Origin of the sequence: Pseudomonas sp. CCNWLW23 (assembly GCF_037095675.1) — a bacterium.
Classification (GTDB): domain Bacteria; phylum Pseudomonadota; class Gammaproteobacteria; order Pseudomonadales; family Pseudomonadaceae; genus Aquipseudomonas; species Aquipseudomonas atacamensis.
Window position 1 is genome coordinate 24,921 of the sequence record NZ_JBAWKM010000009.1, and the last position, 20,350, is coordinate 45,270.

17 protein-coding genes are annotated in these 20,350 nt (G+C 60.9%); 6 read left to right on the plus strand and 11 right to left on the minus strand.

The window, feature by feature from the left end:
* Position 1 precedes the first annotated feature (1 nt).
* Entirely contained in the window at positions 2 to 694 is a 693-nt protein-coding gene (locus tag V8J63_RS13390; protein ID WP_336464186.1) for an extensin-like domain-containing protein, read from the plus strand.
* Positions 695 to 697: 3 nt separating this feature from the next.
* Here V8J63_RS13390 and V8J63_RS13395 read toward each other — a convergent pair whose 3' ends face one another.
* Positions 698 to 1,318 (minus strand): hypothetical protein, encoded by a 621-nt coding sequence (locus V8J63_RS13395; RefSeq protein ID WP_016770666.1) that lies wholly within the window; start codon positions 1,316 to 1,318, stop codon positions 698 to 700.
* Between the two features lie 92 nt (positions 1,319 to 1,410).
* Here V8J63_RS13395 and V8J63_RS13400 point away from each other — a divergent pair, with 92 nt between their 5' ends.
* Positions 1,411 to 2,193 carry a class I SAM-dependent methyltransferase gene (locus V8J63_RS13400; protein WP_123443106.1) on the plus strand — a complete coding sequence of 261 codons (783 nt, stop codon included), beginning with the start codon at positions 1,411 to 1,413 and terminating at the stop codon, positions 2,191 to 2,193.
* Positions 2,194 to 2,300: 107 nt separating this feature from the next.
* Here the strand turns inward: V8J63_RS13400 and V8J63_RS13405 are convergent, their stop codons facing one another.
* The gene (locus tag V8J63_RS13405; protein WP_024011757.1) at positions 2,301 to 2,936 is read right to left on the minus strand and encodes a TetR/AcrR family transcriptional regulator; all 636 of its coding nucleotides are present in this window, start codon (positions 2,934 to 2,936) and stop codon (positions 2,301 to 2,303) included.
* A gap of 94 nt (positions 2,937 to 3,030) precedes the next feature.
* On the opposite strand from V8J63_RS13405, the gene V8J63_RS13410 reads away from it, so the two are divergent.
* Entirely contained in the window at positions 3,031 to 4,131 is a 1,101-nt protein-coding gene (locus V8J63_RS13410; protein ID WP_130887772.1) for an efflux RND transporter periplasmic adaptor subunit, read from the plus strand.
* Between the two features lie 6 nt (positions 4,132 to 4,137).
* Positions 4,138 to 7,206, plus strand: a complete 3,069-nt coding sequence (locus V8J63_RS13415; protein ID WP_336464187.1) for an efflux RND transporter permease subunit — start codon at positions 4,138 to 4,140, stop codon at positions 7,204 to 7,206.
* 791 nt (positions 7,207 to 7,997) lie between these two features.
* On the opposite strand, the gene V8J63_RS13420 is transcribed toward V8J63_RS13415, so the two are convergent.
* From V8J63_RS13420 to plsB, 3 genes are all read right to left on the minus strand, one after another.
* On the minus strand, positions 7,998 to 8,687 hold the full coding sequence (locus V8J63_RS13420) for a DUF4197 domain-containing protein (protein ID WP_336464188.1): 690 nt from the start codon (positions 8,685 to 8,687) through the stop codon (positions 7,998 to 8,000).
* Positions 8,688 to 8,714: 27 nt separating this feature from the next.
* On the minus strand, positions 8,715 to 9,113 hold the full coding sequence (locus tag V8J63_RS13425) for a YbaY family lipoprotein (RefSeq protein WP_336464189.1): 399 nt from the start codon (positions 9,111 to 9,113) through the stop codon (positions 8,715 to 8,717).
* A gap of 119 nt (positions 9,114 to 9,232) precedes the next feature.
* Positions 9,233 to 11,734 carry a glycerol-3-phosphate 1-O-acyltransferase PlsB gene (plsB, locus tag V8J63_RS13430; protein WP_110600147.1) on the minus strand — a complete coding sequence of 834 codons (2,502 nt, stop codon included), beginning with the start codon at positions 11,732 to 11,734 and terminating at the stop codon, positions 9,233 to 9,235.
* A 236-nt stretch (positions 11,735 to 11,970) separates the two neighbouring features.
* Between plsB and V8J63_RS13435 the strand changes: the two genes are divergently transcribed.
* Positions 11,971 to 12,180, plus strand: coding sequence for a cold-shock protein (locus V8J63_RS13435; protein ID WP_016771489.1), 210 nt, complete (start codon positions 11,971 to 11,973; stop codon positions 12,178 to 12,180).
* 138 nt (positions 12,181 to 12,318) lie between these two features.
* On the opposite strand, the gene V8J63_RS13440 is transcribed toward V8J63_RS13435, so the two are convergent.
* The 4 genes from V8J63_RS13440 to V8J63_RS13455 form a co-directional block, all read right to left on the minus strand.
* A complete protein-coding gene (locus V8J63_RS13440; RefSeq protein ID WP_016771488.1) occupies positions 12,319 to 12,696 on the minus strand; it encodes a hypothetical protein in 378 nt (125 codons plus the stop codon).
* A gap of 75 nt (positions 12,697 to 12,771) precedes the next feature.
* Positions 12,772 to 13,581, minus strand: coding sequence for a putative RNA methyltransferase (locus V8J63_RS13445; protein WP_016771487.1), 810 nt, complete (start codon positions 13,579 to 13,581; stop codon positions 12,772 to 12,774).
* Positions 13,581 to 14,732 (minus strand): succinyl-diaminopimelate desuccinylase, encoded by a 1,152-nt coding sequence (gene dapE, locus V8J63_RS13450; protein WP_016771486.1) that lies wholly within the window; start codon positions 14,730 to 14,732, stop codon positions 13,581 to 13,583. The genes V8J63_RS13445 and dapE overlap by 1 nt, the downstream gene beginning before the upstream one ends.
* A 210-nt stretch (positions 14,733 to 14,942) precedes the next feature.
* The gene (locus tag V8J63_RS13455; RefSeq protein ID WP_056783195.1) at positions 14,943 to 17,534 is read right to left on the minus strand and encodes a glycosyltransferase; all 2,592 of its coding nucleotides are present in this window, start codon (positions 17,532 to 17,534) and stop codon (positions 14,943 to 14,945) included.
* A gap of 214 nt (positions 17,535 to 17,748) precedes the next feature.
* Between V8J63_RS13455 and tcdA the strand changes: the two genes are divergently transcribed.
* On the plus strand, positions 17,749 to 18,567 hold the full coding sequence (gene tcdA / locus V8J63_RS13460) for a tRNA cyclic N6-threonylcarbamoyladenosine(37) synthase TcdA (RefSeq protein WP_264364595.1): 819 nt from the start codon (positions 17,749 to 17,751) through the stop codon (positions 18,565 to 18,567).
* Positions 18,568 to 18,656: 89 nt separating this feature from the next.
* On the opposite strand, the gene V8J63_RS13465 is transcribed toward tcdA, so the two are convergent.
* Together V8J63_RS13465 and V8J63_RS13470 are read right to left on the minus strand one after the other, a co-directional pair.
* Entirely contained in the window at positions 18,657 to 19,061 is a 405-nt protein-coding gene (locus V8J63_RS13465) for a SufE family protein (RefSeq protein ID WP_207808997.1), read from the minus strand.
* Positions 19,058 to 20,263: an aminotransferase class V-fold PLP-dependent enzyme gene (locus V8J63_RS13470; RefSeq protein WP_123443056.1), complete on the minus strand. Its 1,206-nt coding sequence runs from the start codon at positions 20,261 to 20,263 to the stop codon at positions 19,058 to 19,060. The genes V8J63_RS13465 and V8J63_RS13470 overlap by 4 nt, the downstream gene beginning before the upstream one ends.
* Between the last annotated feature and the right edge of the window lie 87 nt (positions 20,264 to 20,350).

Consider the following 20,350-nt stretch of genomic DNA (forward strand, 5'->3'; position numbering starts at 1 on the left):
CATGGGACGTTGGCTGTTCTGGGGGGTGTTGCTCGCGATGGGTGGCGCAGCGGTGAGTGTCTGGCGCGGCTGGCTGGAGGTGCCGCCGCAGTGGAACCCGTGGGCGCCATTGGACATAAAAGCCGCGCCCAACTGGCTGACCGGTTACAAACTCATGCGCCTGCGCAGTGATCCCGAGCTTTGCGCACAGGCATTGAGCAGCTCGGATCTGCGCGTCAGCCCCCAGGCCGACAGCCCGGGCGCCAAGTGTCCGCTGATCGGTGCTCTGCGGGTGCAGGGCGGTGAAGTGGCGCTGAGCAGCAGTTTCATCGCCAGTTGCCCGCTGGCGGTGGCCTACGCAATGTTTGAACACCACACCCTGCAACCGGCGGCGCAATCGGTTTACGGCCAGAAAATCGCGCGGGTCGATCACCTCGGCAGCTTCGCCTGCCGCAATGTCTACAACCGTGAGAACGGCGCTCTCAGCCGACATGCGAGTGCCGACGCGCTGGACATCGCCGGTTTCCGCCTGGCTGACGGGCGCACGATCAGCGTGCTCAGGGATTGGCCCAAGCAGAATCAGGACGCAGAGTTTCTGCGCCAACTGCGTGACGGCGCCTGTGAGTCATTCAGTGTGGTGTTGAGTCCGGACTATAACGCCGCTCATCGCAATCACTTTCATGTCGATGTCGGGCGCTGGAGCGTGTGTCGCTGAGAATCAGGCGGCGAGGCGCAGGTTCTGCAGAACGATCGGGCGCGCCCAGCCATTATCGAAGTCCAGGGCTTTCTGTTGCTCGACGATTTCTTCCGGCGGGAACGGCGGGTAAGGCTTCTGCAGCAAGTCCAGGTCGAACTCGGCAATCGGCAGGTACAGCGGACGTTTCTGCGGAGCAGGGCCTGGCTCCGGCAGTGGCTGGCCATTGTTGATCACAATCGGGCGTACCCAACTGCTGTCGAAATCCTGTTGCTCTTGCTGGGCTTTGAGTTCTTCTGGCGGGAACGGTGGGAACGGCTTGTCCAGCAGCTCCATTTCGAACTCGGCGATCGGCAGGAACAGTGGCTCTGGCGGGCGAACCTGGGTTTCGACCACATCGCACTCACGCTGGCTGACGATGTGCGCGTGCAGCTCGCTGCCAACGGTTGGTTCTTCCGGGCTGTTCAGGTCAACCGGTGGAAACGTGCCACAGGCAGGCACCACTTCACTCGTCTGTTCGGCCAGGGCTTGGGCAAAGAAATCCTGCCACAGGTGACTGACGCCGCTCAGTGCTTGAGTGTTATGACGGCTGAAGTCGCCATGGGGCGAAACGTAGCCAATCGATGTGGGAAGAATGCCTGACATTTTTTTCGGTTGACGCTCAGCTCTGGCAAAATGCGCGTTGAATGGTTTATCGGCGGTTTTTGTCGATCCTTAACTTTTTTGAGCGTTTTTTCATGATCGAGTCACCCGCGGCCTGCCGCATCCATGTCCAGGCCCTCGCCCCAGCGTTTCAAACGCAAGCCGCACACTGGGCCGAACGTCTCGGCCTGCCGCTCGGCGAGGCCGACGGTGAGTTCGCCTTGCAGGTCGGCGAGCAGGGTTTGCAGTTGCAGCAGCTCGGCCCGGATGCGCCTGGACCGGTGCGGGTCGATTTCGTCGAAGGCGGCGCGGCGCATCGTCGTTTGTATGGCGGCGGCAGCGGGCAGATGATTGCCAAGGCTGTCGGCATCGCCCAAGGCGTGCGCCCGCGCGTCCTCGATGCCACGGCGGGGCTGGGCAAGGACGCGTTTGTGTTGGCCAGTCTCGGTTGTGAAATGAGCCTGATCGAGCGCCAGCCGCTGATCGGCGCACTGCTTGAGGACGGCTTGGCCCGGGCGGCAGAAGATTTCGATGTAGCGCCGATCGTGGCGCGGATGAAATTGCTCAAGGGCAACTCCATCGAAGTGATGCGCAGTTGGGAAGGGGAAGCGCCGCAGGTGATCTATCTCGACCCGATGTTCCCGCATCGCGAGAAAACCGCGCTGGTGAAAAAAGAGATGCGCCTGTTCCGCCCGCTGGTGGGCGATGACCCGGATGCCCCGGCCCTGCTTGAAGCCGCACTGGCACTGGCCACGCACCGGGTGGTGGTGAAGCGCCCGCGCAAGGCACCGTGCATCGAAGGGCCGAAACCGAGCCATGCGCTGGATGGCAAATCGAGCCGGTATGACATTTATCCGAAGAAAGCGCTCAAACCCTGAGAGCGCGTCGCCCCATTCGCGAGCAGGCTCGCTCCCACAATTGAAATGCATTCCAGTGTGGGAGCGAGCCTGCTCGCGAAGCGGTCTGCACAAGCACCGCAAAACTGTCAGGGTTTGTACGCCCTCATAAACAACCCCACCACCTCCCGCACATGCCGTTCCGCTGCTTCTCCAGTCAGCGGCTCGCCGCAACCGTACAACAAACGAAAATTTCCCGCCCCTTTGATCAGGCAGAAGAAGTGCTCGGCGGCGTTGCGTGGCTGATCGATGCTCAGCGCGCCGGTTGCATGGATTTTCGCCAGGAGACCTTCCATGCCGTTGACCACGCGCTCTGGGCCGGCCTCGAAGAAGATCAGCGACAGCTTCGGGTCCTGACTGCCCAGCGCCATGATCAAACGATGCAGGTTTACCGATTCATCGCTATTGATCAGTTGGTGGAAGCCCCGGGCAATGTTCAGCAATACATTTTCCACCGCGATGCCGTCCGGCAATTCGAAGAACAGCGGTGGCAATTGTTCTTCGCATTTCGCGACGACGGCGGCAGAGAACAGCGTCTCCTTGTCGTTGAAATGGCTGTAGACCGTCAGCTTCGACACGCCGGCCTCGCTGGCAACCGCGTCCATGCTGGTGTTGGCGTAGCCATGGCAGAGAAACAGGGTTTTCGCCGCATCGAGGATCGCCTGGCGCTTGGCCAGATCCTTGGGGCGGCCCGGGCCGTTTGGAGCTGAAAGATTGTTCGACATTCTTCGCTTTTAATACTGGACTGGTGAGTTTGCTATTAATACCATACCCGCCAGTATAAATATTCCAAGCCTCATTCGCGAAAGGTCCGTCACCATGTTCCGCCATGCGTTGTCCTTTGCCGTGCCAGTCAGTCTGGCGTTCCTGTTATCGGCGTGCGGTCAGGAAGAGGTGACCAAGGTCACCGTACGCCCGGCCATGGTGGTACAGCCCGAGCCTTCGGCGCAGGCGATGGAGAGTTATCCGGGCGAAGTGCGTGCCCGTTATGAGCCTGATCTGGCATTCCGCATTGGCGGCAAAGTCAGCCGACGACTGGTCGACGAAGGCCAGCGCGTCAAAGCCGATCAGCCCTTGGCCGAACTCGATCCGCAGGATGTGCGCCTGCAACTGGAAGCCACCCGCGCGCAGGTCGCCGCCGCCGAGGCCAATCTGAATCTGGTGCGCGCCGAGCGCGATCGCTATAAAACCCTGATGGATCGGCAGATGGTCAGCCGCTCGGCCTACGACAACGCCGAAAATCTATATCGCTCCGGCGAAGCCCGCCTTAAACAAATCAAAGCCGAATTCAACGTTTCGACCAACCAAGCCAGTTACGCGGTGCTGCGTGCGCCGCAGGATGGTGTGGTGGCCAAGCGTTCGGTGGAAGTCGGTCAGGTGGTCGCTGCCGGGCAAACCGTGTTCACCCTCGCCACCGATGGTGAGCGCGAAGTATTGATCAGCCTGCCGGAGCAAAGCTTCGGCCGCTTCAAGGTCGGTCAGCCGGTTACCGTGGAATTGTGGGCACAGCAGAATCAACGCTTCGCCGGGCAGATCCGCGAGTTGTCGCCGTCCGCCGATCCGCGTTCGCGCACTTTTGCTGCGCGTATCTCGTTCACCAGCGGCAAAGTCCCGGCTCAACTGGGGCAGAGCGCACGGGTGTTTGTGCAAGCGGCCGACAGTGTCTCGTTGTCGATACCGCTTTCCGCGCTGACCGCTGAAAACGGCGCGACCTACGTCTGGGTGGTCAACGGCAACAACACGTTGAAGAAAACTCCGGTACGGGTCGGTCCGTTCGGCGAGAAGAGCGTAGCGGTGCTCGAAGGCTTGAATGCCAGCGATTGGGTGGTGGCTGCCGGCGTTCACGTATTGCTCGACGGCCAGCAGGTGCGACCAGTGGATCGCTCCAATCGTGTGGTCAATCTGGCGAACAAGGAGTAAGCCCCGATGCGCTTCAACCTCTCCGAATGGGCGTTGCGTAATCGCCAGATCGTACTGTTCCTGATGCTTTTGCTCGCCGTTGTCGGCGCGTTGTCCTACACCAAACTCGGCCAGAGTGAAGACCCGCCGTTCACCTTCAAGGCGATGGTCATTCAGACCCGCTGGCCCGGTGCGACCGCGCAGGAGGTCTCGCGCCAAGTCACTGAACGTATCGAAAAGAAGCTGATGGAAACCGGCGAGTACGAACGCATCATGTCGTTCTCACGCCCCGGTGAATCCCAGGTCACTTTCATTGCTCGCGATTCGATGCACTCCAAGGACATTCCCGACCTCTGGTACCAATTGCGCAAGAAGGTCGGCGATATCCGCCAGACTTTGCCGCCGGGAATTCAGGGGCCGTTCTTCAACGATGAGTTCGGCACTACCTTCGGCAATATCTATGCGTTGACCGGCGACGGTTTTGACTACGCCGTGCTCAAGGATTACGCCGACCGCATCCAGATTCAGCTGCAGCGGGTCAAGGACGTCGGCAAGGTCGAACTGCTCGGCCTGCAGGACGAGAAAATCTGGGTCGAGCTGTCCAACGTCAAGCTCGCCACCCTCGGCTTGCCGCTGGCGGCGGTGCAGCAGGCGCTGGAGGAACAGAACGCGGTATCCACGGCGGGGTTCTTCGAAACCGGCAGCGAGCGCTTGCAGCTACGCGTCTCGGGGAATTTTCAGACAGTCGATGAGATAAAGAACTTTCCGATCCGCGTCGCCGATCGTACGTTCCGCATCTCCGATATCGCCGATGTGCGTCGCGGTTTCAGCGACCCACCGGCGCCGCGCATGCGTTTCATGGGCGACGACGCGATCGGTCTGGCCGTGGCGATGAAGGACGGCGGCGACATTCTCGTCCTGGGCAAGGCGCTGGAGGGCGAGTTCTCGCGGATCCAGAAAAACCTCCCGGCCGGCATGCAGCTGCGCAAGGTGTCCGATCAGCCGGCAGCGGTAAAAACCGGCGTCGGCGAGTTCGTTCAGGTACTGGTCGAGGCACTGGCGATCGTCTTGCTGGTGAGCTTCTTTTCCCTCGGTGTGCGCACCGGCATGGTCGTCGCGCTGACCATTCCGCTGGTGCTGGCGATGACCTTCGCCTGCATGTATTACCTCGGCATCGGTCTGCACAAGATTTCCCTCGGTGCGCTGGTGCTGGCGCTGGGCTTGTTGGTGGATGACGCGATCATTGCTGTGGAAATGATGGCGATCAAAATGGAACAGGGCTTCGACCGGATTCGCGCGGCGAGTTATGCCTGGACCAGCACCGCATTCCCGATGCTCACCGGCACGCTGATCACCGCCGCCGGCTTCCTGCCGATTGCCACTGCCCAGTCCGGCACCGGCGAATACACCCGTTCGATTTTCCAGGTAGTGACCATTGCCTTGCTCGCCTCATGGGTCGCGGCGGTGATGTTCGTGCCGTATCTGGGGGAAAAACTCCTGCCGGATCTGGCGAAAATTCACGCGGCAAAACACGGCACTGGCGATGGTCAACCGGATCCGTATGCGACGCCGTTCTATCAGCGCGTCCGGCGTCTGGTGGAGTGGTGCGTGGCCCATCGCAAGACGGTGATCGTGCTCACCGTGGGCCTGTTTATCGCCTCGGTGATGCTGTTCCGTTTCGTCCCGCAGCAGTTCTTCCCGGCTTCGAACCGGCTGGAGTTGATGGTCGATCTGAAACTGGCCGAAGGTGTTTCGCTGGCCAATACCACCAGTGAAGTCAAACGCCTCGAAGCGCTGCTCAAGGAGCACGCCGGCATCGACAATTATGTGGCCTACGTCGGCACCGGCTCGCCGCGTTTCTACCTGCCGCTGGATCAGCAACTGCCGGCGGCGAGTTTTGCCCAGTTCGTGGTGTTGGCAAAAACCATCGAAGAGCGTGAAGCGCTGCGCAGCTGGTTGATCGAAACCCTCAACGAACAGTTCCCGGCCCTGCGTTCGCGGGTCACCCGTTTGGAAAACGGCCCGCCGGTTGGCTATCCGGTGCAGTTCCGCGTCACTGGCGAGCACATCGAAGAAGTCCGTGCGTTGGCGCGCAAGGTGGCAGCAAAGGTTCGCGAGAATCCGCATGTGGTCAACGTGCATCTGGACTGGGAAGAACCGAGCAAAGTTGTTTATCTGAACATTGATCAGGATCGCGCCCGCGCCCTCGGTGTGAGCACCGCCAATCTGGCGAAATTCCTGCAGAGTTCGCTGGTCGGCTCGACCGTTAGCCAGTACCGCGAAGACAACGAATTGATCGAGATTCTGCTGCGCGGTACCGTGCACGAGCGCACTGAATTGTCGTTATTGCCGAGTCTCGCGGTGCCGACCGATAACGGTCGCAGTGTGGCGTTGTCGCAGATTGCCACGCTGGAATATGGCTTCGAGGAAGGCATCATCTGGCACCGCAACCGCCTGCCGAACGTGACCGTACGCGCGGACATTTATGGCAAGGAGCAACCGGCGACGCTGGTGAAGCAGATCATGCCGACGCTGGACCCGATTCGCGCTGAGTTGCCCGATGGTTATCTGCTGGATGTCGGCGGCACGGTGGAGGATTCCGAGCGCGGGCAGAAGTCGGTGAATGCCGGGGTGCCGATGTTCATTGTCGTGGTGCTGACCTTGCTGATGGTGCAGTTGCGCAGTTTCTCGCGGACGGCGATGGTGTTTCTCACCGCGCCACTGGGCCTGATCGGGGTGACGTTGTTTCTGATGGTGTTCCGCCAGCCGTTCGGGTTTGTGGCGATGCTCGGGACGATCGCGTTGTCCGGGATGATCATGCGCAATTCGGTGATTCTAGTCGATCAGATCGAGCAGGATATCGCGTCCGGGCTTAAGCCTTGGCAGGCGATCATCGAGGCGACGGTTCGGCGCTTCAGGCCGATTGTGTTGACGGCGCTGGCGGCTGTGCTGGCGATGATTCCGCTGTCGCGCAGTGTGTTTTTCGGGCCGATGGCGGTGGCGATCATGGGCGGGCTGATTGTGGCTACGGCGCTGACGCTGTTGTTTTTGCCGGCGTTGTATGCGGCCTGGTTTCGGGTGCGTAAGGAGGCTTGAGGTTTTTGTGTCGTGGCGGCCTTCGGGCCGACCATGACGTGAGGTTTTGGGTGTATATCCGTTGCTGTGGGTGTTGCTGATTACGGTTCCGCCCTTACGGCGGGTCACCTTTTTCAAACGCCGGAGTGCCGGCCCAGCAAAAAGGTAACCCAAAACGCTTGCTCCTACGTTCGGCCCTCGCAGGCTCGGGTTCCTTCGCTGCGGGATCGATCCGGGCGCAGCGGCTACGGTTTGCTTCGCTGTACCTCCTTGCGCTGTGGCTGGCTGCGCCAGACGGTCGCTGCGCTCCCACGCCCAGATCAATCCCTCCACTCAGCCTTCCGACGTCGCCGGTGGATCAAGATCAAGAGCAGGCGAGCTGACACTCGGCCTATTGAGTGGTGAAAAGCGTGGGTGTTCGGCTTTTGATTTGTGTTGTTGCTGCCCCTCACCCCAGCCCTCTCCCGAGGGAGAGGGAGCCGATTTTGGGCGTTCCAAAATCTGCATTCGACTCGGTATCGCAAGTCGGCGTATTTCGCCTGAACACCTCGGTCAGTCCCCTCTCCCTCCGGGAGAGGGCTAGGGTGAGGGGCTTTTGATCTGTTTCTTTTGCGGATACTGACTCGGTATCTCAAGCCGACGTTGCTCTGGTAATCAGCTCGACTTCCCGCTATGACTGCGCATCGGCAGAGGATTTCCCTTGCTGAGCTGCGGTGAATCGTGTCCTCGGTCAGGTCGATTCACAAAGCGGATGCGCAAAAAAGCCCGCTGAACCTATGACGGTCGGCGGGCTTTTTTTTGTGGTTCGGAAATTACAACGTACCAAACACCTTCTTCGCCAGACTCGTCGCCGCAGCGGCCGGGTTCTGACGAATTGTTTCTTCCTGCTTGCCGATCATCTCGAACAAACCATTGAGTGCCTGTTCGGTGACGTAGCTTTCAACGTTGGCGCTCTTGGCGTCGACGACACCGAAAGCCGCAGCTTGACCTGCAAAGGCGTTGTACTTCTGCGCGACGCCGACCTTGTCGGTGGCTTGCTTGACGATGGGCAGGAATTTCGAGCGGATCTGTTCGCGGCTGGATTTGTTCAGGTATTGGGTCGCCGAATCGTTGCCGCCGCTGAGGATGCCTTTGGCGTCGGCCACGCTCATTTTCTTCACTGCATCGACGAGGATTGGCTGGGCCTGGGTCACGGCGGATTCGGCGGCTTTGTTCATCGCGGTTTCCAGTTCTTCGACCTGGGCGCCCATGCCGAAGGCTTTCATCTTGCTCGCGGCTTTGCCGAGTTTGCCCGGCAGTTCGATTTTCACTTCGGGGTTATTGCTGAAGCCACCCGGGGTGCCGAGTTGTTTCACGGCGATCTGTGCGCCTTGGGTCAGGGCGTCCTTGAGGCCGCCGGTGGCGTCTTGTTGCGACAGGTCGTTGAGCGACAAGGCCAAGGCGTTGGCGGAGATCAGCAGACCGGCGCAGGCGGCGGCGAAGCGAAGGGTAGGGCGGCGCATGGCGGCTTCCTTGTGGCGAAAAATGGATTAACGAACGGCGTCGACGCGGATTTTCAGCGGCTGCGGGTCGTTGCCGTCGAGTTGCACGGCGTGGTTTTCGGTGGTGATGAACATCAGCTCGCCGCTGACTTCAATGCGCGCGCTGACCGAGTAACGGTGGCCGGATTTGACCTGCGCCGGATCGTAGCTCAAATGGAATGGCAGCGGCACTTGGCCTTTGATCGGGCTGTTCTGTTCGGCGAGGACGATGGCCGGTGCATCGGCCAGCGACACATCTTGCAGGCTCACGCTCAGGGTCGCGCTCGGGGGCAGGGCGATGCGTTGCAGGTAGAAGACTTCGCCGTCGAGGCTGGCCTTGCCGGCGGGTGTGGTTGATTGGCAGGCGCTGAGCAGGGTGGCGGCAGCGAAGGTCAGCAGTTTTTTCATGGGTGGAACTCCTTTCAATGTGGGAGCGAGCCTGCTCGCGAAAGCGCTGGGTCAGTCAAACTAAATGTCGACTGACATTCCGTCTTCGCGAGCAGGCTCGCTCCCACAGGTCTGAGGCTTCAAGCCTCAGGCTGTGGCGTGATCTGATCCGCCGCATCTTCACTGCGGTGCAGCGCGACCTGGCGGATCGACAGGCGAATCTCCGCCGGCAGCACGCGCTTGGCCGCGCCTTCGGCCAGCTCGCCGAGCAGTTCGTGGTAGCTGAGCTTGCCGGCTTCGTCGCGGCGCAGGACGTCGAGGTCGAGCAGGGTCTGGATGAAGTGGCGGAACAGACTCTTGTCGAAAAACTCTGGGGCGTTCAGGCCATGGAGGATCGACAGACGCTGGGCCATGACCGTGCAGAGGTCTTCCAGCTCTTCGGCGCTGATGCTGTTCTGGCCGCTGTTGAGCAGCAGGGACACGGTCATGTAGAAACGCTGCAAGGTCTGCGCGATGCTTTTCGACAGCAGCGTCAGCAGCACGAAATGCCGCGAACTCGGCGCCGGACGCAGGTACAGGTCTTTCTCGAAACGCAGCAGGCCCTGCTCGACGAACGCTTCCAGCCACTGATCGATCACCGCGTCGAGTTCGTCCAGGCTCCAGCGGATGAACAGCTCCGATTGCAGGTACGGATACAGCGCGCGGGTGTAGCGCAGGATCTGCTCGCGGCTCATGCGCGAGGTGCTCTGGAAGAAACTCGCCAGCAACGACGGTAGAGCGAAAATGTGCAGGACGTTGTTGCGGTAGTAAGTCATCAGGACCGCGTTCTGCTCGTCCAGATACAGAATCTTGCCCAGCGCATCGTTCTGCTCGGCGAGCAGATCCATGTCTTTCACATGCTCGATCAGCGCCCGGCCATCGCCTTCCGGCAAGGTGGTGTGTGGCGAATACGGGACCTTGCGCAGCAGCGCCAGATACAGGTCCAGCACCCGCGCCATGGCGCGATCATCCAGGGCCAGACGCGTGGTCGACAGCAGAGCCAACGCCACCAGATTCACCGGATTGATCGCCGCCGCTTCGTTCAGATGCCGGGCGACTTTCTCGCCGAGGCGGTTGGTGGTTTCGTTGAGCCACGCCGGTTTGAACTGCGGGCCGAGCTCCTGCTGGCGCCAGTCCGGTTGCTCGGCGTCGAGAAATTCCGCCAGTTTGATTGGCTCGCCGAAGTTGACCGCGACCTGACCGAAGCGCTGCTTGAGCGCGCCGATCACTTTGAAAATATCGAAGATCGATTCTTTTTTCTTGCTCGCCCCACGCAGTTCGCCGAGGTAGGTGCGGCCTTCGAGCACGCGCTCGTAACCAATGTACACCGGCACGAAGACTATCGGCATCCGCGATGAACGCAGGAAACTGCGCAGAGTGATCGCAAGCATGCCGGTTTTCGGTTGCAGCATGCGCCCGGTGCGCGAGCGACCGCCCTCGACGAAATACTCGACCGGGAAACCTTTTGTGAACAGCGTGTGCAGGTATTCGTTGAACACCGAGGTGTACAACGGATTGCCCTTGAAGGTGCGGCGCATGAAGAACGCACCGCCGCGACGCAGCAGGCTGCCGATCACCGGCATGTTGAGGTTGATCCCGGCGGCAATGTGCGGTGGGGTCAGGCCGTTGCGGAACAGCAGATACGAGAGCAGCAAGTAATCGATGTGGCTGCGGTGGCACGGCACGTAGATCACTTCGTGACCTTGCGCGACGTTCTGCACGCCCTCGATGTGGTTGACCTTGATGCCGTCGTAGATCTTGTTCCAGAACCAGCTCAGCACCACTTCGAGAAAGCGGATCGCGGTGTAGGTGTAGTCCGAGGCGATCTCGTTGCCGTAGCGCAGGGCCTGGGCCTTGGCTTTTTCCGGGGAGATTTTTTCGCGCTCGGCTTCGTCGAGGATCGCCTGTTTGACCAACGGCTGATTGAGCAGGCCTTTGACCAGATTGCGTCGGTGGGAAATGTCCGGGCCGATCACCGCAGCTTTCAGGTTGCGGAAGTGCACGCGCAGGATGCGCTGGGCCATGCGCACGGTGCGCTCGTGGCCCTTGTTGTGATCGATCAGTTCGCGCAGGTGGATCGGCGCGGAAAATTGCACGCGGGTTTTACGCCCGAGGACGATGATGCTCAGCAGCCGGCGCAGGCGTCCGGTGACTGCCCAGCTGTCGGCGAACAACAGTTTCCACGGACTGTTTTCGCTGTCCGGGGACTGGCCCCAGAACACGCTGACCGGAATGATCTGCGCGTCTTCGGCAGCATTCTGAGTCAGCGCGCTGACCAGACGGGTGAGAGTCGGCGGCGCGCCGCGTTTGTCCTGACGACCGAGCCAGTCCGGGTCCGGCGTCAAATAGAAAAACGCCGCTGGTTCGATGAGTGAACCCACCGACACCGCCAGCACCGGGCGTGGCAAACCGGCCTTGGTGCACTCGGTGTCAACCACTGCCAGATCGGTCAGTGATGGGTTTTGCAGGACGTAGAACACCGGACGACTGCGGTCGAGGTTAAGAGTGAACGACGACTGATTGATGGTCTCGGAGCGAACCCAGAGATACAACAGGCGGCGCAGGGTGCCAAACACAAGACGGCGGAACGGGGAACGGGTCATACGGCTTCTGCGTGAGTGAATAAAACCGAGCAGGCGCTCGGGGCGGACAGTTTGCCGTATTAGGCGAAAATCGGCAAAAAAGCGCCGAAGTAATCTCCTGTTGAGAGTTTCCGCACCTGTCATATACTCGGCGCTCTGTTGCCGGTGCCCTGTCATGGACGTCGGACGCAGGCTGACGTTCCTCGAAGGCTTTCCTGCGAAAAGCCCGTTCAATAATAAAAAAGGAGTATGAACAGATGGCAACACGCGAAACCGGCAACGTGAAGTGGTTCAACGACGCCAAAGGCTACGGCTTTATCCAGCGCGACGACGGCGTGGACGTGTTTGTGCACTACCGCGCGATACGCGGCGAAGGGCACCGCTCGCTGACCGAAGGTCAACAGGTTGAGTATGCGGTGATCACCGGCGAGAAGGGGTTGCAGGCTGAGGATGTTGTAGGTCTGTAACACAAACCTCCAGAACGCCAAAAACCACTGTGGGAGCGAGCCTGCTCGCGAATGCGGTGTATCAGTCACCATTCATATCGACTGACACTGCGCATTCGCGAGCAGGCTCGCTCCCACGTGGGCTCTACGTTGCCCTGGTTACGCGGTCTTCCAGGTGATTTCTTCTTCCCCGTCTTCGCTGATGCGAATCCAGCGATCAGCGGTTTCTTCACCTTCTTCTTCGACCCACGTCCCCGGTGCACAACGCACTTCCACGTTCAGCGCGGCAAAGGCTGCGCGGGCGCAGGCGATGTCGTCGTCCCAGGGGGTCTGGTCGCTTTCCAGGAACAGGCTGTTCCACTTGCCCACGGCTTTCGGCAGCCAGGTCACCGGCACGTTGCCGGCCTTGCACTTGTACGTCTGGCCTTTCTGCACCCAGTCGCTGCACGGGCCCAGCGCTTGGCCGAGCCAGGCGGCGATGGCCTTGTGGTCGACGTCGGCGTCTTTCAGGTAAATCTCGATGTCCGGTTGGCGCATGGATGTCCTCACTGCGGGTCTGAAAAATCCATTCGCGGATTTAGCCGGCCCCGGGCCTGTGCCCGAGACCAAAAGTTATTGAAGAACGAAATAATCGTAGCGCATCGACACGGTGGTCTCGAACGGCTCGGCCTGCTCGATCACCGCCGCACGACGCTCGGCACTGGCACGCCAGCCGTGAGGCGTCATCGCCAACAGGTTGGCGCGGTCCTCGGGCTTGTCCAGGGTCAGCTTGAATTCCAGGGTTTCGCTGTGCGCCAGGGCCATGCCTGCCGGCACCAGGGCCAGGTGCTTGTCGTCGGTGTACTCGCGCACTTCGTCGTACAGGCGTTCGCGCAATTCCATCAGATGGCCACGGGTCGGGCCGACTTTCATCAGCCCACCGCCGACGCTGAGCAGACGCTTGGCTTCCTCCCAATCCAGCGGACTGAAGACGCTGGCGAGAAACTGGCAACTGCCTGAAGCCAATGGTACGCGGGCCATGCTGGCGATCAACCAGGTAATCGCCGGGTTGCGCTTGCAGGCGCGTTTGACGGCTTCGCGGGAAATGTCCAGCGCGTAGCCGTCAGCATTGGGCAAAGCTTCGGCGATTTGCGCGGTGTAGTAACCCTCGCCACAACCGATGTCGACCCAGCGCTCCGGCGCATAACTCGCCGCCAATTCAGCCAGACGCCTGGCGACTGGCGCGTAGTGCCCGGCGTTGAGGAAATCACGCCGCGCCTCGACCATCGCTTGATTGTCGCCCGGGTCGCGGCTGTTCTTGTGCTGCACCGGCAACAGGTTCAGATAACCCTGACGCGCACGGTCAAACCGATGCCCGGCGGGGCAGACCACGCCGTTCTCTACCGCATTGAGCGGCTCACTGCAGATCGGGCACGCGAGCATCAGGCGAGCAACTTGATCAGGGTCTGGTAATAGATTTCCGTCAGCACGTCGAGATCGGCTGCCAGCACGCGCTCGTTGACCTGGTGGATGGTCGCGTTGACCGGGCCCAGTTCAACCACTTGCGTGCCCATGGTCGCGATGAAGCGGCCATCGGAGGTGCCGCCGCTGGTCGACGCCTTGGTCTCGCGACCGGTGATGTCCTTGATGCTCGACGACACCGCATCGAGCAGCGCGCCCGGTTCGGTGAGGAATGGCAGGCCGGACAGCGCCCAGTCGATGTGCCAGTCCAGGCCATGCTTGTCGAGAATATCGGCAACGCGTTTCTGCAGGCCTTCGACGGTCGATTCGGTGGAGAAGCGGAAGTTGAACACCGCCACCAGATCACCGGGAATCACGTTGGTCGCGCCGGTGCCGGAATTGAGGTTGGAAATCTGGAAACTGGTCGGCGGGAAGAAATCGTTGCCGTGGTCCCAGTGCTCGGCGGCCAGCTCTGCCAGCGCCGGAGCGGCGAGGTGGATCGGGTTCTTCGCCAGATGCGGGTAGGCCACGTGGCCCTGCACGCCTTTGACCGTGAGCTTGGCGCCGAGGGAGCCGCGACGGCCGTTTTTCACCACATCGCCGACCAGCGTGGTGCTCGACGGCTCGCCAACGATGCACCAGTCCAGACGCTCGTTGCGCGCGACCAGACGCTCGACCACTGCCTTGGTGCCGTGATGCGCCGGGCCTTCTTCATCGCTGGTGATCAGGAAAGCGACCTTGCCTTTATGGTTCGGATAGTCGGCGACGAAACGTTCAGCGGCGACGGTCATCGACGCCAGGCTGCCTTTCATGTCTGCCGCGCCACGGCCGCAGAGCATGCCGTGTTCGTCGATCACGGCATTGAACGGATCGATCTGCCATGCGGTAACCGGACCGGTCGGCACTACGTCGGTGTGGCCGGCGAAGCACAGCACCGGGCCGTCGTTGTTGCCGTGAGTGGCCCAGAAGTTATCCACATCTTCGATGCGCATCGGCTCCAGGGTGAAACCGGCATCGCCCAGGCGCTGCATCATCTGCTTCTGGCAGTCGGCATCGACCGGGGTCACGGAAGGACGGCGGATCAGGTCGATGGCCAGTTGAAGGGTCGGCGATAGGTCGGCGTGGGCCGTCATGGAAAACTCCGGATCATGAATTTGAGCGAGGGCCAATGTGGGAGCGAGCTTGCTCGCGAAAGCGGTGTATCAGGCAACATAAGGGTTGAATGTTACAAAGCCTTCGCGAGCAAGCTCGCTCCCACAGGGATAGGAGAGCGCCCGCAAAATGGCGGTTATCTTAAAGCAAAACGGCGACCATTGGCCGCCGTTTAGTGCTGCGTTGCGGATTTAGACGACCGGTGCCGGCTCAGCCTTGGCCACAGGTTTGGGCAGCGACGACAGGAACGCCATGATCAGCGCAGCCAGATACGGCAGCGACTGCACCAGCAGCATGGTCACCCAGAAGCGCATGTCATTGCTCGGAATGCCCTGCACCAGGAAGATCCCCAGCGCCGCGCCCCACAGCAACAGCATGATGAACAACTCTTCGCGAGCCTCGCTGATCGCCACCCAGAAGCCGTGGTTGTCAGCGTTTTTCGGCGTGCGGAAGAACGGAATGCTGCTGGTGAAGAAACCGTACAGCACCGCTTTGGCGATGGTGTGCGACAACGCCAGCCCCGCCAGTGCCGCGCAGAACGCATCTTTCAGATTCACACCGACGGCGCGGCGATAAAGGAAGATGATCTTGCCGACCTTGAACACGAACAGCGCCAGTGGCGGGATGGCGAAAATCAGCAACGGCGGATCGACCCGTTGCGGCACGATGATCATCGCCGCCGACCATAGCAGGGCGCCGACGGTGAAGAAGATGTTCATGCCATCGGCGACCCACGGCAGCCAGCCAGCGAGGAAGTGATAACGCTGACCGCGAGTCAGTTCGGTGTCCTTGCCGCGCAGCAGGCTGCGGGTGTGGCGCTTGATGATCTGGATCGCGCCATAGGCCCAGCGGAAACGCTGTTTCTTGAAGTCGATGAAGGTATCCGGCATCAGGCCCTTGCCGTAACTGTCGTGGTAATACGCCGCCGACAGGCCTTTCTCGAATACGCGCAGGCCGAGTTCGGCGTCTTCACAGATGCACCAGTCAGCCCAGCCCAATTCTTCCAGCACGGAACGGCGGGTCATGGTCATGGTGCCGTGCTGAATGATCGCGTCACGGTCGTTGCGAGTGACCATGCCGATGTGGAAGAAGCCTTTGTATTCGGCGTAGCACAGCTTCTTGAAGGTGCTTTCGTTCTGGTCGCGATAATCCTGCGGCGACTGCACCACGGCGATTTTCGGGTCGGCGAAGTGCGGCACCATGTGCTTGAGCCAGTTCGGGTGCACGCAGTAATCGGAGTCGATCACGGCAATGACTTCGGCGTCCTTGGCGGTATGCGGAATCAGGTAATTCAGCGCGCCGCCCTTGAAACCGGCCAGCGGCGAAACGTGGAAGAACTTGAAGCGCGGGCCGAGGGTTGCGCAGTAATCGCGCACCGGTTCCCACACCGCCGGGTCCTTGGTGTTGTTGTCGATGATCAGGACTTCGAAGTCTGGATAATCGAGCGCGGCCAGTGCGTCGAGGGTCTGTTTGACCATCTCTGGCGGCTCGTTGTAGCACGGCACGTGGATCGACACTTTCGGCCGGTAATCAGAATCGCCCAGCACCGGCAGGAATTCCCGCCGGCGCTTGTGAATCCACACCGCTTCGGCCAGTTCATGGGCCTCTGTGAGCAGGACGATGAATACCCCGAGCGCACCGAGCGCCAAGAGGAATCCGACCGTGAGGCTGAACCACGTGCTGTATTGCTGGCTGTAGTCGTAACCGATGTACACCAGCACCGAACCGCAGAGGAACGCGATAAACGTCAGGAACGTGCGACCACGCTGGCGCAGGGCCGAGCCGTCGATCATCAGCAGGGTCAGCGACAGCAACGCCAGCACCACCGAGCCGATGGCCAGCACGCGCCATTGCGGAATCGCCACCACCGGGCCTTCGAAATTGAATTTCTGCTGGCGCGCGGCGTTGAACACGCCCCAGTAGGCGCCGACCGAACCTTCATCGCTGGCCTTCCACGGCTGATCGAACGCTTCGATCACGAAGTAGTTGAAGCCTTGGCGATTGAGCTTGTTGACCAGTGTGCGCAGGTAAATCGCCTGATCTGCCGGCGAGGCATCGGCGCCACCGCGCATGCGACCATTGCTCGGCCAGCCGACCTCGGAGAGCAGCAGCGGTTTTTTCGGAAAGAGTTTTTTCAGATCGCGGGCACGGTCGAAGACGAACTGGCCGGCCTTGTCCACCGGAATGAATTCCCAGTAGGGCAAGACGTGGGCGGCGATCAGGTCAACGTGCTTGGCCAGTTGCGGGTATTTCTCCCAGATGTGCCATTGCTCGGAAGTGGTCACCGGTACTTTTACCGCAGCGCGCACCCGATCCAGCAGAACGATCAGCGCTTCCGGGGTGATTTCCTCGCGAAACAGCGCCTCGTTGCCGACCACCACGCGCACGACGCTGCGCGAGGTGTTGGCCAGCTCGATGGCTTTGGTGATTTCCCGTTCGTTGCGTTCCTGGTCCGGGCTGATCCAAATGCCGAGGGTGACACGCAGGCCGAATTCTTCAGCCAGTTTCGGGATGTCTCCAAGCGAGCCGTCAACCGAATAGATACGGATGTTGTCGGTCAGCTTGCTCATGATTTCCAGGTCACGGCGCATTTCGTCGTCAGAGGGATACTGATCCTTCTGTGGGAATTGCCCCTGCTGGAATGGCGAATACGAGAAGCCGGAGATTTGCTGCGGCCAGTTCGGTGCCGTGACCGGGCGATTGACCAGCGCCCAGAAACCGGTGAACAAGGCAGCGATGGCCAGCACCACCACCAGGTTGAGTCCAAATTTACGCGATGACATAGCTGTTTCGGGTTCCAAAGGCTGTGGAACGAAGGATCGGTCGGATAGACGCCCGAGGGGCGCGCATCCTACACCGGCGGTTAACCAGCCGTACAACTGACGGGAAAATGCCTGACGTTGGGCAGCCGTCTCTGACTTAAGTTCTTACACTTGTCGCTTGCAGCTTAAAACTTGTCGCTGCGTAGCCCTATAATGCGCGCCGGTTTTTGGGGTAATGGTCATGAGTACAGAAGATCCGCGGTTTGCAGGTATCGCCCGTTTGTATGGCATCGAGGGCCTGGAACGCTTGCGCGCCGCCCATGTGGCGATCGTCGGCGTTGGTGGCGTCGGTTCCTGGGCGGCGGAAGCCATGGCCCGTTGCGGGGTTGGCGAGATATCGCTGTTCGACCTCGACGACGTCTGCGTCAGCAATGCCAACCGCCAGTTGCATGCGCTGGACAGCACCGTCGGCAAACCCAAGGTCGAGGTGATGGCCGAGCGTCTGCGCGGGATCAATCCTGATTGCACGGTGCACGCCGTGGCCGATTTCGTCACCCGCGACACAATGGCTGAATACATTACGCCGGACATCGACTGCGTGATCGACTGCATCGATGCGGTGAACGCCAAAGCGGCGCTGATCGCCTGGTGCAAACGCCGCAAGATCCAAATCATCACCACCGGCGGGGCGGGCGGGCAGATCGATCCGACGTTGATTCAGGTCTGCGATCTGAACCGCACCTTCAACGATCCGCTGGCTTCGAAAGTGCGCTCGACCTTGCGTCGTGACTACGGCTTCTCCCGCACCGTGACCCGCCACTACAGCGTGCCGTGCGTATTTTCCACCGAACAGCTGCGCTACCCGAAACCGGATGGCAGCATTTGTCTGCAGAAGAGTTTTGTCGGCGATGGCGTGAAGCTCGACTGCGCCGGCGGGTTTGGCGCGGTGATGATGGTTACCGCGACATTTGGCATGGTCGCGGCGACCAAGGCTGTGGACAAGATTGTGGCGGGGGTGCGGCGCCCTTCAGACCGAGTAAAACCTCAGGCTTGATGTTGGGGCTGCTGGCTTCTTCGCGAGCAGGCTCGCTCCCACAGGGAAACGTACTCCAATTGTGGGAGCGAGCCTGCTCGCGAAGGCGATTAGCGCGCCAACTCATTCATCCGCTGGAGCACCGCATTCAAGCCATTACTGCGCGAAGGCGACAACTGCCGCGACAACCCCAGCTGATTGAACCACTCCGGCAAATCCACCTGCTGCAGCTCCACTGCCGACAAGCCGTTGACCCGCAACAGCAGCAACGCCACCAACCCGCGAATCATCCGCGCATCGCTGCTTGCCTTGAACTGCCAGTGTCCGTCGCGCAAATCCCCGACCAGCCACACCTGACTCTCACAGCCATGCACCCGGTTGGCCTCGCACTTTTGCGCGTCATCCAGCGCCGGCAAGCGATCGCCGAACTGCATCAGCAACCGCGCCCGCTGTTCCCAGCCAGCCGCATTCTGAAAGATCTGCAGCGCCTCAGCCGCTTCAACCGGCAGGCTCATCGCAACATCTCCAGCGCCTGATCCAGCGCCTCGAAAAAGCGCTCCAGATCTTCCGAGTCGTTATACAGCGCCAGCGACACGCGAATCGCGCCGGCCAGTTCGAAGCTTTTCATCAATGGCATGGCGCAGTGATGCCCCGCGCGCACGGCAATGCCTTGTTCGGTGAGCAGGTGCGCCAGATCAGCGTTGTGCACGCCTTCGACGACAAAACTGGCCAGCGCCAGTTGCGGCTTGCCGAGCAGGCGAATGCCGTTGCGTGCGGCGAGGCCGCGCAGCAGATAGTCGTGCAGTGCCGCTTCATGGGCAGATACGGCGTCCTGATCCAAACCGGCCAAGTAGTCGAGGGTCGCTCCGAGGCCGATGACACTGGCGATCGGCGGTGTGCCTGCCTCGAACCCCAACGGCGCCGGGCGGAAGCGCGAATCCTGGTAGTTGGCGTCGAGCACCATCTCGCCGCCGAACTGCCAATGCTGCAATTGCTCCAGCGCAGCGTTGCGCCCGAACAGCACGCCGAGGCCATCGGGGCCGTAGAGTTTGTGGCTGGAAAATACATAGAAGTCGCAACCCAGCGCCTGTACATCATGCCGACCGTGCACCACACCTTGCGCACCATCGACCACGGTCAGCGCGTTCTGCGCCTTGGCCATGCCCAGCAAAGCGGTCAGTGGCTGCCAGGCGCCGAGCACATTGGACAACTGGCTGACCGCCAACAAACGCGTGCGCGGGCCGATCAGGTGTACGGCAGCGCCGAGGTCGATCAGGCCGTCGGCATCCAGCGGCAGGATCACCAGTTTCAGGTTGCGACGTTGCGCCAGTTGCTGCCACGGCAGCAGGTTGGCGTGATGCTCCAGGGCGCTGATGACAATCTCATCGCCCGGCTGAAACAGAGGCTCCAGACCATAAGCCAGCAGATTCAGCGCGCTGGTGGCGCCGTGGGTGAAGATGATTTGCCCGCTGTCACCGGCATTCAGCCATTGGCCAACCTTGCGCCGACTGTCTTCGAACGCTTGCGTCGCGTGGGCACCGGGCAGGTGTTGCGCACGATGCACATTGGCCGCGCCGTTGGCGTAGTAATGCGTCAGTGCGTCGAGCAGGGCCTGGGGTTTTTGCGTGGTGGCGGCGCTGTCCAGATAGGTCTGGTCTTGCCGTTGCAGCGCGGCGATGGCCGGGAAATCGGCGCGCCAGGGGGAGGGGATCATCATGGGTTCAGCCCTGTGAAATTGGGCGGGGTGTACGCCAAACCTTGTGGGAGCGAACCTGCACGCGAAAGCGTCCTTGAGGACGCCAAA

Coding starts and splice junctions, on each gene's coding strand:
- V8J63_RS13390 (WP_336464186.1), top strand. CDS start 2: ATGGGACGTTGGCTGTTCTGGGGGGTGTTGCTCGCGATGGGTGGCGCA.
- V8J63_RS13395 (WP_016770666.1), bottom strand. CDS start 1,318: ATGTCAGGCATTCTTCCCACATCGATTGGCTACGTTTCGCCCCATGGC.
- V8J63_RS13400 (WP_123443106.1), top strand. CDS start 1,411: ATGATCGAGTCACCCGCGGCCTGCCGCATCCATGTCCAGGCCCTCGCC.
- V8J63_RS13405 (WP_024011757.1), bottom strand. CDS start 2,936: ATGTCGAACAATCTTTCAGCTCCAAACGGCCCGGGCCGCCCCAAGGAT.
- V8J63_RS13410 (WP_130887772.1), top strand. CDS start 3,031: ATGTTCCGCCATGCGTTGTCCTTTGCCGTGCCAGTCAGTCTGGCGTTC.
- V8J63_RS13415 (WP_336464187.1), top strand. CDS start 4,138: ATGCGCTTCAACCTCTCCGAATGGGCGTTGCGTAATCGCCAGATCGTA.
- V8J63_RS13420 (WP_336464188.1), bottom strand. CDS start 8,687: ATGCGCCGCCCTACCCTTCGCTTCGCCGCCGCCTGCGCCGGTCTGCTG.
- V8J63_RS13425 (WP_336464189.1), bottom strand. CDS start 9,113: ATGAAAAAACTGCTGACCTTCGCTGCCGCCACCCTGCTCAGCGCCTGC.
- plsB (WP_110600147.1), bottom strand. CDS start 11,734: ATGACCCGTTCCCCGTTCCGCCGTCTTGTGTTTGGCACCCTGCGCCGC.
- V8J63_RS13435 (WP_016771489.1), top strand. CDS start 11,971: ATGGCAACACGCGAAACCGGCAACGTGAAGTGGTTCAACGACGCCAAA.
- V8J63_RS13440 (WP_016771488.1), bottom strand. CDS start 12,696: ATGCGCCAACCGGACATCGAGATTTACCTGAAAGACGCCGACGTCGAC.
- V8J63_RS13445 (WP_016771487.1), bottom strand. CDS start 13,581: ATGCTCGCGTGCCCGATCTGCAGTGAGCCGCTCAATGCGGTAGAGAAC.
- dapE (WP_016771486.1), bottom strand. CDS start 14,732: ATGACGGCCCACGCCGACCTATCGCCGACCCTTCAACTGGCCATCGAC.
- V8J63_RS13455 (WP_056783195.1), bottom strand. CDS start 17,534: ATGTCATCGCGTAAATTTGGACTCAACCTGGTGGTGGTGCTGGCCATC.
- tcdA (WP_264364595.1), top strand. CDS start 17,749: ATGGTCATGAGTACAGAAGATCCGCGGTTTGCAGGTATCGCCCGTTTG.
- V8J63_RS13465 (WP_207808997.1), bottom strand. CDS start 19,061: ATGAGCCTGCCGGTTGAAGCGGCTGAGGCGCTGCAGATCTTTCAGAAT.
- V8J63_RS13470 (WP_123443056.1), bottom strand. CDS start 20,263: ATGATGATCCCCTCCCCCTGGCGCGCCGATTTCCCGGCCATCGCCGCG.